This window comes from Aestuariivivens sediminis (assembly GCF_022662105.1).
Taxonomy (GTDB): domain Bacteria; phylum Bacteroidota; class Bacteroidia; order Flavobacteriales; family Flavobacteriaceae; genus Aestuariivivens; species Aestuariivivens sediminis.
The window spans coordinates 85851-99798 of the sequence record NZ_JAKMCP010000005.1; the positions used below are offsets into that span (position 1 = coordinate 85851).

The window sequence follows — 13948 nt, forward strand, 5'->3', positions numbered from 1 at the left end:
TGAACCTATATTTGCATTGGCGCAAATTTACAATAGAAAATTTTAAGCCAAGATTAAAATTTATATATGTGAAAGAAATTAAGGTTTTTAATAGCAATTTGAATTCAGATTTTAAATCAGGTATTACTGAGCTAATCCATAATTTTGATGCTATTGAAGGGGGTTCGGGTAAACGTAATTTCATAAAAATAACTCAACTAGGCCAGGTTACCTTAAATATAAAGGCCTTCAAAATTCCTCATTTGCTCAATCAATTGGTGTATCGTTTTTTTAGAAAAAGTAAAGCACAGCGATCCTTTGAATATGCCTATAAATTAATGAACCTAAACATCGGGACACCTGAACCATTGGCTTATTATGAGTATAAATCCAAATTTTTTTTAAAAAGGAGTTTTTATGTTAGTGAGCAATTGAATTGTGATTTAACCTACAGGGAGCTTACGACTAATTTTGATTACCCGGATTACGATACTATTTTAAGGGCATTTACTCGGTTTACCTATAGTCTACATGAAAAGGGAATTCATTTTTTGGATCATTCACCAGGAAATACATTGATAAAAAAAAATGAGGATTCTTATGACTTTTATTTGGTCGATTTAAATAGGATGGTATTTCATGAAATGGATTTTGAAACACGTATAAAAAACTTTGCAAAACTTACCATTCATAAATCCATGGTAGAAATAATGAGTGATGAATATGCCAAATGTTCGGGTGAAGATTTTAATAGGGTATTCAACCTCATGTGGAATGAAACAGAAGATTTTCAATACAAATTCCATAGAAAGAAACGGCTTAAAAAGAAATTGAAATTTTGGAAAAAGGGTTAATCGTTTTTGGAACGTAATTCCCTCAATTTCGTGTATTTCAGAAAGGTAATGTGTGCAGTTTGTACACTTATGACAAGGCCATTGAGGCCGTCTAAAAAGCCTCGTCTTAAAAAGTAAGCCTTGATGAAAGCCCAGAGGGGATTTAACCATATTTTCATGAGGGGTGCAGTTTTTCCATTGTCATAATAGGCTTTAGCTGCAATAGTTGAAAAGTATTCCGTTTTTTTATTAAATTCAGAATAACTTTGATAGGTCCAGTGTAGAATATCCCCTTTCAGCTGACCCGGTTTTTCACCCGGATCCAAAGTTACATGATCGTGCGGATTGATGCCTTTCCATTGACCTTTACGTCGGTCAAAAACCCGGAGTTTTTTATTGGGATACCAGTCGGAATATTTTATCCATTGTCCACAAAAATTATTAAACCGATTACAAAAATAGCCACTGTATTTCCAATCAGACTTAAGGGCTAATATGGATTGCTGCAATTCATTGGATAAGGCCTCATCGCCATCAAGAGAAACAATATAGTCGTATGTAGCACGAGTTAATGCGAAATTTTTTTGTTCTATATACCCCATAAATTGTTGCTCTACAAATATCACATTATGGCGTAAACAGATGGATTTGGTATTATCGGTTGAGAAAGAATCTACCACTATAATTTCGTCGACAACGGGTTGCAATGACTGTAAACACCTTTCAATCTTGTGTTCTTCATTATAGGTTATAACCACGCCCGATAGTTTAATCATAAGGTATTACATGTTGGGTAAAAATAGTTATTTTTGCTGCAATGAACCTAGCAAATGCCTCAGTAATTATAAGTACTTTTAATCAACCTCATTGGTTGCAAAAAGTACTTTGGGGTTATGAGGCTCAGACCACTAAGGATTTTGAAATTATTATTGCCGATGATGGGTCAGACTTTCAAACAAAAAAAATAATAAATGATTTTAAGGCATCCTCGACGATAACCGTCCATCATATTTGGCAACCCGATGAAGGGTTTCAAAAAACAAAAATATTGAACAAAGCCGTATTACAAGCGAATTCAGCATATTTAATTTTTACTGATGGCGACTGTATCCCCAGAATGGATTTTGTTGAAATGCACTTAAAATTAAAACGTTCTCATTGTTTTTTGTCCGGAGGGTATTTTAAGTTAACAGATAGCATTTCTAAAGCTATAACAAAGCAAGATATAGACGATCAAAATTGTTTCAAATGGGGCTGGTTACGAGCAAGAGGATTGAAAAAAACGTTTAAAGTCAATAAGCTTACGGCATTTGGATTTAAAGCATGGTTTTTAAACACTTTTACAACGACAAAGGCTACCTTCGATGGAATGAACGTCTCTGGTTGGAAAAAAGATATTTTAGAGGTTAATGGTTTTGACGAACGTATGCAATATGGAGGTGAGGATCGAGAAATAGGTGAACGTTTAATGTTAAAGGGAATTAGATTTAAGCAAGTGCGTTACAGCGCTGTTTGTTTGCATTTATACCATGAGCGTCCCTATAAGAATCTTGAAGCCTTGCTAAAAAATAAGGCCATTCGAAAGCAAACAAGACGATCCCGCCAATTTATCACCAAGCATGGTATTAAGAAGCTTCCACAGGTAGAGTAAAGGGTTTATTGTAGCTTTTAAGAGTAAAATGGTTAAGCCTTTTTCTTATTTTATATTTCCGAACCAAATTTAGGGGCTTTGTTTTCATGTAACTTTTGTCTCGATGTAAAAATTCAATGGTGGCATCGACTACACGTGCACTGGATTTTCCATCCCTGTAGGGGTGAAGTTCTTCATTAAAAGCAGCCAATTGTTTTAAGAGATCCTCAGGTTGCGATAAAGCTTTTTCAATAGCGGGTTCAATATCCCTGGCTGAGGTTATATTCAATAAATAGGGTTTAGGATTGTAATGATTAAATGTTACTATAGGTTTATTCTGTAAACCAAATTCCTGAATGGCCGATGTGGTATCAGAAAACATGATATCAGCTTGTCTAAAAAGAGGGATGAGATCGGTCGTATCAAAATAAGAAAAATAAGCATTAGAGAGATCGGCCCACTTAGCTTTGATATCGTTTGGAATTTTAGGATGAAGTACCATAATAAAGCGATATTTTCCATTCTGCGACAAGGTTCTAATAGTTTCAAAAACATCATGGTTATGAGCAAGACTCAACCTTTCAGTAAATGTAGAAGCAATGAAAATTGTCGAAAGGCTTGGATTAATGCGTTTTTTGACAGGGAATAGTGGGTCAACTTTACTCCAGCCAGTTTCTATTACCTCAAAGTGTTTTCGCTTTTTTGCTATATCTTTAAAAACCGATGTTGTACTTGGTCCCTGTGTACAATACAAGTCAAACAATCCCCTAATTCTAAAATGGTCCTTTTTAAACGTTCTTTTCTCCGCATTGAAACCATGGAAAATCTGAACTTTAAGGCAATTTATAAAATCTGGGACATTATCTGTAGCCGATAAAATAATGTCAGGTTTGTAATCACACACCGTGGAGATGGATTCCAATACATTTTCCCTATCGCCAAGTGCTATTCTACCCTCCTTCAAATCACTAAACCAATACACGGTATACCCCCGCTTTAAAATTTCTTTTTCCAAAGGAATACCAATAGGCAGGGCATAACTATATGAGATATAGATTAAAAATTTATAGTGCATGGGTTTTTATAGACGTCATTAGCAAAGATAGGTTACCTAATTAAAAAACCTTCGGTTTAGGGTCAGTATATGTGTTTTAAGTTTTGCTTTGAGATCCTCACCTGTATCGTAGACCATTTGCTCGTTATTTGGAAACGGTAATCTTTTATGCTCTAAAAGAAGTCGGTCGTCTTTGTCTAACGCACGTCTGTCGCCCCGTATTCTTCCATAAAAATGTTCAAATATAAATCCGCTATCTATGGTAAAAGAATCTAATATCTGATTGGTTTTTAAATCTGTATGAACGACGTCAGCAATAATTTGAGTAGATTTAAACTGCTTGATCTCATTTAAACGACATTTTACAGTTATCATTTTATCTATCTTAATATCGTTCCCTAAACTGTCTTTTAAGACATTACCTTGATTATCAAGTTTATAAGTCCATCCGTCAACAATTTCCTTTTCCCTAATAAATTCGCGTTCCATAATTTTTTCAGGAGAAATATTTATTCGTTTTAAGTTTAATTGCATCGCATAATCATATTGAACACCTGCAACCTGCTGACCATGGTAGGCCACCCAAAAATTGTCGATACCATAGGCATCAAAATTTAATAGCTCTTCTTCCAATAGACCTGGAATAATTTGCTGGGTATCGTTATTTATTGTAACGATAACATATGCCATTCCACGTTGGTGGGCTTCATTTAATAATTCGCGGGTATTTTCAAAATTAGGGTTAATGGACTCTACATATTGTAACGTGTTGTAGGCGTTACGCATGCTATTTTTATCCTCTAATTCTAATAGTTGCAAGCCTTTTTCGTATAAATAATCTGAAGTTTTCTCCTTAAACTCAATAAGATCCTCACTGTAATTGTTGAATTTTATAGAGATGGGCCTCCCATTGATTGTAAGCGGTAACAATGGCTTTATCGCCTCTTGCCTGGAATCCATATTGACATAGAGTTCATAGATATCTTGATAGCTTTCGGGATTAGCGTCCATTTTAAGATGGTTGATGCTGTTTAAATCCCGCTCGTTAGCTTTATTGTAAGCGTCTTCGAGTACAGCAATATAATCTTGCTTTCTTTTAGCATTTTTACTTGTACTCAGTTTTTTTATTGAAGTTGCGATGGCTTGATCATAATTACCATAACTAACGGCTTTTTCCACTTGTTTGCGCGTACTGCAGGCACAAAACGTTATCAGTGCGATCAGGAGTAAAAAGTTTTTCATCTGTTTAAAAATTTTTATTTATGAGCACGAAGCCAATAAAAATTTTCTGCATGAATCAACCGCTGCGTTTACACACAAAAAATTTAATTATTTCGGTGGGCATGCAAAACATTAAATTTATTTATGCTCATATCATAGGTTAAGATTTAAGGTTTTTATTGAACTATAAGTCCAATAGATATGCCAAAAATATAAAAAAAGGAATAAAGTTAACTAAACCACTGATTATCAACTATTTGTTTTTATTGTATACCGGAAGAAGTTTTGTTGACACCTCACCAAATCCAATTCGCGTACCATCTTTTTCACAATGACCTCTCATGATTACGGTATCATGGTCATTAATAAACGTTCGAACCGTGCCGTCTTTCATTTTTATGGGATTTTCACCTTTCCATGTGAGCTCCAGCATGGAACCATATGAGTCCGGAGTAGGGCCTGAAATAGTTCCGCTTCCCATCATGTCTCCAGAATTAACGGGACAACCGTTAATGGTATGGTGGGCTAATTGCTGCGCCATATTCCAATACATATATTTGAAATTGGATTTACTTACCGTTTGCTCTTTTGCTCCTTTGGGTTGGATGGCCACTTCTAAATGGATATCAAAACTCTTTTTTCCTTTATACTTTAAATAGTCCAATTGGGGTTTTAAGGGTTTGGGACCTTCTACACGATAGGGCTCAAGGGCATCTAAGGTTACAATCCAAGGCGAAATTGAAGACGCAAAGTTTTTCGCTAGAAAAGGACCTAAAGGCACATATTCCCATTTTTGAATATCCCGAGCACTCCAATCATTAAGTAATACCAATCCAAAGATGTATTCCTCTGCCTCATTTACAGGAATAGGTTCTCCAATATCGTTGGCATCTGTTGTTATAAAGGCCATTTCTAACTCAAAATCTACCATTTTACTGGGGCCAAATATGGGTTCAGATGCCCCATTGGGGAGCATTTGACCTTGAGGCCTATGGACTGGAATTCCAGATGGGATGACGGAAGAACTTCTACCATGGTAACCAACAGGTATATGCAACCAATTTGGCAATAGGGCACGATCTGGATCTCTAAACATGGTACCTACATTGGTAGCATGTTCAATACTGGAATAGAAGTCGGTATAATCTCCAATTTGAACCGGCAATTGCATTTCGATTTCATCGAGTCGAAATAACACGATTTCCTTATGCTGCTTATTATTTTTTAGTAAGTTATTCTCCGCATCGAATATATGCGCTATCCGATTTCTAACCGCTCGCCATGTTTTTCTTCCGTCTGCAATAAAATCATTTAAGGTATCCTGAAGAAAAATATCATCTGTTAAGGGAATCCCGTCAAAATAACCCAACTGGTGTAAGGCCCCCAAATCGATAGCGGTGTCTCCTATGCGTGTGCCTATCGTAATGATGTCATCACGCGTTAGAAAAACACCAAAAGGAATATTTTGAATCGGGAAATCTGAATTTTTATCGACATGTAACCATGAGGTTCTATCTGGACTGTTAGCTGATAACGGCATACTTGTGAAACAATTTTAGTTATAAAAATCTAATCAAACCTACACAAAATTTTTAAAAAAACTGTTAAAATTTGAGTTTAATATAACAGTTAATAAAATGGTTCAAAACTTAAAGGTAAATATATGTTTTTTGATGTATTTAACTAATCTATTTGCTATTTTTGCCGAATATTTAACAAGAATCTTATTTTATGCAACGCGACGAACAAATTTTTGAACTTATTCAAGCAGAAAGAGAACGCCAGCTTCATGGCATAGAACTTATAGCTTCAGAGAATTTTGTAAGTGACCAGGTCATGGAAGCGGCAGGCTCTGTATTAACCAATAAATATGCCGAGGGATACCCGGGAAAACGGTATTATGGAGGATGTGAGGTGGTTGATGAAGTTGAGCAAATAGCCATAGACCGTGCAAAGGCATTGTTTGGAGCAGCGTATGCCAATGTTCAACCGCACTCCGGAAGCCAGGCCAATACTGCTGTTTTTGCAGCGTGTTTAAAACCCGGAGATAAGATTTTAGGGTTTGATTTGTCCCACGGTGGACATTTAACCCATGGGTCGCCTGTAAATTTTTCAGGAAAGTTGTACAATCCTGTGTTTTATGGCGTAGAGCAGGAGACCGGGGTTTTAAATTATGATAAAATTCAAGATATCGCTACTAAAGAACAACCTAAATTAATCATTGCAGGTGCCTCAGCGTATTCACGAGATATTGATTTTGCACGTTTTAGAGAAATTGCTGATAGTGTAGGGGCTCTATTGCTGGCCGATATTTCTCATCCAGCCGGATTAATTGCAAAGGGGATATTGAATGACCCCATTCCACATTGCCATATTGTAACCACTACAACACATAAAACCTTACGTGGCCCGAGAGGAGGGATGATTTTGATGGGTGAGGATTTTGATAACCCGTTTGGGTTGAAGTTAAAAAATGGTAATTTACGCAAAATGTCCTCGCTTTTGGATTCAGCTGTATTCCCCGGAAATCAGGGAGGTCCATTAGAACACATTATTGCAGCTAAAGCCATTGCTTTTGGAGAGGCCCTAACGGATGAATTCTTACATTACCAGTTACAGGTGAAACGGAATGCCTCCGCTTTAGCACAGGCTTTGGTAGCCAAGGACTATAATATCATTTCAGGAGGGACGGATAATCATATGATGCTTATTGATTTACGAAATAAAAATGTATCCGGGAAAGATGCAGAACAAGCCTTAGTAGCAGCCGACATAACAGCGAATAAAAATATGGTGCCTTTTGATGACAAATCACCATTTGTAACCTCGGGAATTCGATTAGGAGTTGCTGCTGTGACTACTCGCGGACTTAAGGAAGCCGATATGGAAGTGATTGCCGATTTTATTGATGAGGTCATTAGTAATCATGAAGATGAAGCGCTTTTGGAAATCATTAAAGGCAAAGTCAATGCCATGATGAAGGACAAGCCTTTATTTGTTTAGCAGAACCAATCCATGGAGCTTATGGGATCCTGCATCTTTAGGACTGAGGTTCTTCGCGTATTCTAATTTTTTAATCTAATGTTAAATTGTGGTTAAAGATATAATCCACCACACTGTTCTGGAGTCTTTTATTTATATTTAAGGAAACCTCGCCTTAAAGAGGGTCCTAATTAATTGTAAATCTAAGTGTCATGAAATGGGTTAGCTGGTTAATCACTTTAGGCATCCTACCGGGCTTTTATGGTTATGGTCAAAGTACATCAGCAGAGCAACATGTTCGGGATATTTATCAAGGGATAAGTACCGGGGTCAATGAGGAACCTGATTGGGACAAGGTGAAAACGCTGTTTTGCGAGGATGCGATTCTATATCTACGTATTTCTACGGATAGTACGGCACTTTTTTCGGTAGACGACTGGATTCAGGATTTTAAAGATTTTATCAAAAGAAGAGATATTAGGCAAACTGGATTTCAAGAAAAGGTCATTAATGTTAAGTCCTTCGAGTTCGGTAATATTGCCCAGTGCACGGTCATTTATGAAGCCAGAATTCCGGGGGTAACCGAAGGGCATCAAGGCGTTGATGGTTTTCATTTGATAAAACGTGATGGGCAATGGAAAGTGATTTCATTAATTAATGAAGTGCCTTCCGAGGATAGACCGCTTCCTATATCTTTTTTTAAAAAATAACGAACTATACTTCATCATCGGTATGCCATGCCCAGCTACTAGATATATTTTAAAGCCCTTTTTCTATCACTCCTGGATGGATAAGTTAATCTTCTTCGGGAAATATAATATGTTGATAGGCTCCTAAATCAGGAGTTATCGTGCGGTCCACTTTTAAAAGGTCTAATGGTACTTGTAGGGCGAAAATGGGTAACCCCTTACCAATCCCTGCCGATTCCTCACCAATAATCAATTGGTTTAAATTTGGATCTTTAAAATGCGGATCCTCATTAAAGATATTGTTATCGTAATGATTGGTATCCGAAAGATCATAATTGTCCCCTGTAAAGTTATTATTGTTATCCTCAAATCGAATTAAACAATTGGTAAATTTAAAATTAAAGGCTACGGCCTCATCTTCAATTTCATCAAGTACTATTTCTGGATTGTCATTTCCATAAATGATACAGTTATTGAAATTGGCCTCGGTTAAATCGGCTATAGTTGCCGTATTCTCATCATCAATAACGAAATTGTTTATGAGCAGTGCGGGGAACTGCCGGAACCCATTGTTCCAGTAATTTACAAGGGTACTGTGGGTAATATTATATTTACCACCAAGTGTTCCTGCAAAAGCAGATACCCCTGCATTATTAATCACTAAATTAGCTCCTTTTATCGAAGTGTTTCTACCTAAAATGCCAAAGCTTCCGGAGTTATATATTTGGGAATTGGTTATCGAAAGCTTACCCATGACTTCATCGGGGTTGCCATCACATAAAATACCGACTAGTGCATTTTTAATAGTCGCATAATTAATACTATTATCTACACTGCCATCAACCAACCAGATGGTACCCCATTGACCAGGAATTTCTGAATAGGCTGGTTCTAAACGATCACTTTCAAAAATAACTTCATTTTCCAAAAGGTCTTGGTCCGTACTGAAGTCACCATTAACATGCAATGAGGCGTTATTTGAAACAATAATACCGGAATTTTCATGGAAGTGCAATCTAGCTCCCGCTTCAATGGTTAAGGTTTGTCCTTCCGGAACAGTTGCAAATCCGTATATTACATACGGTTTTTCATTTGAAAAAGTCAATTCTTCAGGGCGTAATTCACGACCTTGTAATTCTGTTTCAATCGTTTCACCACCAACATTAAGGGTTAAGGTTTCAATAACTTTGGTGGTATTATCGCGATCGGGATAAATAAAAATGGCATCTTTTACCAAGGTTACCAATTCCACTTTCTGCTGATTTGAATCAGAGCCAAATTCGATGTGATCGGTATATAGATAAGAACCATCCGGATTAAGAAAGTCATTAATGTCTATAGTGGTTTCAACAAATATATACAGGCTGTCTTTGGCTAATAATTCTACATTCTCAAATACCCTGCCCGGCATACCGTCAACACTTAGCCGATAAGCCGATGTTTCCCCTAAACCTAATTTTACAGAAGATATTACTATATCGTCGCTACTTCTGTTATACACCTTGAGATTATAGGTACTTGAGCCAATATTTGTAAAAATCGTGTCGAGATACACCGTATCTTTTGAGAACTCCAAACGACCATCACCTGGTGAGAATTCGAAATCCTTTCGGCATGAGCTCCAAAACATTAACAATAACAAAGTAAATAAAAAGTAGAGATGGCGTTTCATGAAATGAAATTTATTACAGGCTAAAAATAAAACTTTTGTTATTAGGATTTAGTATGAATTGATATAATTATTGCCTAATTCCTATTAATAATGCCATTGTGTGACATAATAAGAGGCTGTTTAAAAGATAAACAACCTCTTCAAAATTATCGAATTCGGGAGTTTAATTTTTAACCCCTAATTTAATTAAAATGGTTTCCATTAAACACCATTTTGTAATTGCCGATTGTAATAAATTAGCACCTACAAATAATGTAAACCAAAACCAGTTTGGATTAACGAACATTCCCAATAGCACACTAATTATTACAAAGCTGCCTGCAATTGCTCTTATATACCTGTTTAACATGTTTAAAATATTTAAAGTTTATATTGATTTTTCTATAGGAACCACAATGGCTCTTATGGGATTATTGGTTGTCAAGGTTTCGTTGAATTGCTTTATCAATTCAAAAAGGGTATCTATATTGGCTTCATCGGTAAACGAAAAAAACATTACCGATTCATTTCCAACATTTTCAAAGCCGAACCAATTTGAAGAGATTAATAAGGCATTTGATGTTTTATATCCGTCTATTTCAGATTCACTAAAGGTTTCAATTTGTGCTTTCTTAAAGAGTTTTATCACGTCTTTATGAAACTCTTCAACTGCAGTGACAAGTACTAATTTCATTTTGTTATAGTTTACTTATAGTTTTTGCGTTCAATCATGTAATATACCAGTGGCACTACCAGTAATGTCAATGCGGTTGAAACAATGGTTCCACCCATTAGTGAAATAGCCAATCCTTGAAAGATGGGATCAAAAAGAATCACAAAAGCACCAATGACTACGGTTCCGGCAGTTAATAATATGGGTGTGGTTCGTACCGCTCCAGCTTCTATGGCGGCCTGTTTTAATGGGATGCCTTCATCCAATCGAAGATTGATGAAATCGATCAGCAATACCGAATTCCTAACCATAATACCCGCTAAGGCGATCATACCGATAAACGATGTAGCGGTAAAGAAAGCACCCATGAGCCAATGTCCAAGAATAATACCTATGAGGGATAAAGGGATGGCTACCATCATAACTATTGGAGCTTTAAAGTTTTGAAACCAACCAACAATTAAAATATAGATAAGGATAATAGCACCTAAGAAGGCCATGCCAAGATCTCTGAAGACTTCAAGTGTAATTTGCCATTCGCCATCCCATTTTATGGTATAATCATCTTCGTATTTGGGTTGTCCTAAGTACATTTCTTCAAGGGCATAGCCTTTGGGCAGGGAAATGTTTTTTAATTTGTCTTCCATTCCCAAAATGGCATAAGCAGGACTTTCCAAGGCTCCCGCCATATCAGCCAAAACATAGACGACACGTTTTTGATTCTTTCTATAAATACTTTTTGCACTTGTCGATTTTTCAATGGATACTAAATCGGCAATGGGTACAAGTTGTCCCTGAAGTGATTTTACTTTTAATTGCGAAATGTCTGTTATGTTAGATTTTTCTTTTTCATCTAAGGCTAACACTAAACCGATTTGATTCACTGCATCTTCATCGTATAAGGAGGTTAAGGGACGGTTGGATAGAGCCATATGCATGGTGTTTACAATTTGTTTTGGGGCAACACCATATAACATGGCTTTTTCCTTGTCTATGTCAAATTGATATTCGGTTTGGTCCGTTTCAACCATCCAATCGATATCAACAACATCTTCAGTATCGGTTAAAATGACTTGGATGTCGTTGGCAATTTCAATTTGCTTATCATAATCGGGACCGTAAACCTCGGCAACAATAGTAGACAATACGGGAGGTCCGGGGGGTACTTCAACAATTTTTACATTTGCACCATAGATCGATGCGATGTTTTGTATTTCCGGCCTTAATAATTTGGCAATATCATGACTTTGTGCAGAACGGTCGCTTTTATCTACTAAGTTTACTTGAATGTCTGCCACGTTGCTGCCACTACGTAAATCATAATGACGCACTAAGCCGTTAAAGGTGATTGGTGCTGAAGTACCAACATAATTTTGATAGTTTACCACTTCCGGTCTGGTAGATAAGTATTGTGAAATCTCTTTGGCAACAACAGCAGTACGCTCTAAAGTGGTGCCTTCCGGCATATCGATAACCACTTGAAATTCATTTTTATTATCAAAGGGTAACATTTTTACGGCTACCGATTTGGTAAAAAACAGGACCATAGTCCCCATGAGTAAAGCAAATGTTAAGCCTAAGAACAGCCATCGTTTATTTTTGTTTTCGATGAGTGGACGCTCTAGTTTGTCATAAATTTTATAGATCTGAGTGTCCTCAAGTGGTTTTTTATGTTGGTTATCGGTTGCTTTTTTATCTTTTTCACGTAGGAAAATAAAGCCTAAATACGGTGTGATGGTCAAGGCCACAAATAGGGACAAAATCATGGCTATTGATGCTCCAATGGGCATAGGGGCCATATATGGGCCCATTAATCCCGAGACAAATGCCATAGGCAATACAGAAGCAATAACCGTAAAGGTTGCCAAGATAGTGGGGTTGCCTACTTCGTTAATGGCATACAGTGCGGCTTGCTTGAATGGGAGGCGTTTCATTTTGAAATGCCGGTGCATATTTTCTGCAATAATAATGGAGTCATCAACGACAATACCGGTAACAAAAACAAGAGCAAATAAGGTAATTCTGTTAAGGGTGTAATCCAGCATATAATAGCTTAGCAGGGTTAATGCAAAGGTAATGGGCACGGAAAGGAACACCACCAATCCACCGCGCCATCCCATGGCTAGCATAACCACCAGAGTTACAGCAATGATAGAACCTATGAGGTGTAACAACAATTCAGACACTTTATGCGATGCTGTCTCACCATAGTTTCTTGTAATTTCGATATGAACATCGTCTGGAATTAAAGTGTGTCGCAAATGTTCCACTTTTTCAGTTATAATATCTGCTATTTTCATAGCATCGGCTCCTTTACGTTTGGCTACCGAAAGGGTAACTGCGGGATAGTCTGATGGGTAAGTGGCCGCTTTGGCACTGGCTTTTCCAAATCCTAGGCTTACATAATTTTGAGGAATTTCCGGACCATCAATGATGGTGGCAATTTGCTTTAAGTATATCGGGCGGTTTTGTTGAACACCAACAATTAAATTTTCAATGTCCAAGGGATGTTCTAAAAAATTCCCGGTGTTTACAATAAATTCAACGTCATTTTTATTAAACTTTCCAGAGTTTAACTGAGCATGATTGGCTTTTATCATTTCCGAAATCGATAGAAAATCCAATCCAGAAGCGGATAACTTATCTTTGTCTAAAACAATACGAACTTGACGTTCTCTTCCTCCAATTTTATCGGTAATGGCAACTTCCTTAACCTTTTTAATTTCGGTTTCTAATTCCAGAGCCAATTGTCCTATTTGGTAATCGTTATAATTTTCACTCCACAATGTTAAACCTAAAATTGGAACGTCATCAATAGCACGGGTTTTGATTAATGGAAAGGTAACGCCTTCAGGCATTTGATCCATGTGTTTATTAATCTCGTTGTAAAGTTTCACAAAGGAGCGTTCAATGTCCTCACCAACAAAGAATTGTACGATTACCATACCCTGTTCTTTCATTGCTGTAGAGTATACATATTCTACACCTTTTATATTGGATACTAATTGCTCTAATGGCTTTATGACTCTCGATTCGACTTCTGTGGGACTCGCCCCAGGATAGCCCACAAATATGTCGGCCATAGGGACATCTATCTGCGGTTCTTCTTCACGAGGAATTAAAAATGAGCTATAAACTCCAATAACCATGAAAACAATCATCAATAGAATGGTGAGTTTCGACTGTATAAAGCCTTTAGCTATTTTACCTGCAATACCTTCTTTCATAATTAGGGA

Annotated in this window: 12 protein-coding genes; 4 read left to right on the forward strand and 8 right to left on the reverse strand. The window is 36.9% G+C overall.

Annotated features, from left to right (window positions below; genetic code table 11):
- The first annotated feature begins 68 nt into the window (after nucleotides 1-68).
- Nucleotides 69-833 carry a lipopolysaccharide kinase InaA family protein gene (locus MR054_RS13160; protein WP_242158295.1) on the forward strand — a complete coding sequence of 255 codons (765 nt, stop codon included), beginning with the start codon at nucleotides 69-71 and terminating at the stop codon, nucleotides 831-833.
- Here MR054_RS13160 and MR054_RS13165 read toward each other — a convergent pair.
- Complete coding sequence (locus MR054_RS13165; RefSeq protein WP_242158296.1) at nucleotides 830-1588, reverse strand: glycosyltransferase family 2 protein; 759 nt, start codon at nucleotides 1586-1588, stop codon at nucleotides 830-832. The two genes, MR054_RS13160 and MR054_RS13165, sit on opposite strands and share 4 nt — an antisense overlap.
- A gap of 41 nt (nucleotides 1589-1629) precedes the next feature.
- Between MR054_RS13165 and MR054_RS13170 the strand changes: the two genes are divergently transcribed.
- A complete protein-coding gene (locus MR054_RS13170; RefSeq protein WP_242158297.1) occupies nucleotides 1630-2463 on the forward strand; it encodes a glycosyltransferase family 2 protein in 834 nt (277 codons plus the stop codon).
- Here MR054_RS13170 and MR054_RS13175 read toward each other — a convergent pair.
- From MR054_RS13175 to fahA, 3 genes are all read right to left on the reverse strand, one after another.
- Nucleotides 2438-3517: a UDP-N-acetylglucosamine 2-epimerase gene (locus MR054_RS13175; RefSeq protein WP_242158298.1), complete on the reverse strand. Its 1080-nt coding sequence runs from the start codon at nucleotides 3515-3517 to the stop codon at nucleotides 2438-2440. The two genes, MR054_RS13170 and MR054_RS13175, sit on opposite strands and share 26 nt — an antisense overlap.
- A 36-nt stretch (nucleotides 3518-3553) precedes the next feature.
- A complete protein-coding gene (locus tag MR054_RS13180) occupies nucleotides 3554-4738 on the reverse strand; it encodes a hypothetical protein (RefSeq protein WP_242158299.1) in 1185 nt (394 codons plus the stop codon).
- 232 nt (nucleotides 4739-4970) lie between these two features.
- Complete coding sequence (gene fahA / locus MR054_RS13185) at nucleotides 4971-6257, reverse strand: fumarylacetoacetase (protein WP_242158300.1); 1287 nt, start codon at nucleotides 6255-6257, stop codon at nucleotides 4971-4973.
- Nucleotides 6258-6448: 191 nt separating this feature from the next.
- Between fahA and glyA the strand changes: the two genes are divergently transcribed.
- Both glyA and MR054_RS13195 read left to right on the forward strand, forming a co-directional pair.
- Nucleotides 6449-7720 (forward strand): serine hydroxymethyltransferase, encoded by a 1272-nt coding sequence (gene glyA / locus MR054_RS13190; RefSeq protein WP_242158301.1) that lies wholly within the window; start codon nucleotides 6449-6451, stop codon nucleotides 7718-7720.
- 191 nt (nucleotides 7721-7911) lie between these two features.
- On the forward strand, nucleotides 7912-8409 hold the full coding sequence (locus MR054_RS13195) for a nuclear transport factor 2 family protein (RefSeq protein WP_242158302.1): 498 nt from the start codon (nucleotides 7912-7914) through the stop codon (nucleotides 8407-8409).
- 85 nt (nucleotides 8410-8494) lie between these two features.
- On the opposite strand, the gene MR054_RS13200 is transcribed toward MR054_RS13195, so the two are convergent.
- The 4 genes from MR054_RS13200 to MR054_RS13215 form a co-directional block, all read right to left on the reverse strand.
- On the reverse strand, nucleotides 8495-10060 hold the full coding sequence (locus MR054_RS13200; RefSeq protein WP_242158304.1) for a hypothetical protein: 1566 nt from the start codon (nucleotides 10058-10060) through the stop codon (nucleotides 8495-8497).
- Between the two features lie 163 nt (nucleotides 10061-10223).
- Nucleotides 10224-10409, reverse strand: a complete 186-nt coding sequence (locus MR054_RS13205) for a YgaP family membrane protein (protein WP_242158305.1) — start codon at nucleotides 10407-10409, stop codon at nucleotides 10224-10226.
- An 18-nt stretch (nucleotides 10410-10427) separates the two neighbouring features.
- Nucleotides 10428-10733: a hypothetical protein gene (locus tag MR054_RS13210; RefSeq protein WP_242158306.1), complete on the reverse strand. Its 306-nt coding sequence runs from the start codon at nucleotides 10731-10733 to the stop codon at nucleotides 10428-10430.
- Nucleotides 10734-10744: 11 nt separating this feature from the next.
- Nucleotides 10745-13939 carry an efflux RND transporter permease subunit gene (locus MR054_RS13215; RefSeq protein WP_242158307.1) on the reverse strand — a complete coding sequence of 1065 codons (3195 nt, stop codon included), beginning with the start codon at nucleotides 13937-13939 and terminating at the stop codon, nucleotides 10745-10747.
- Nucleotides 13940-13948: the final 9 nt, after the last annotated feature.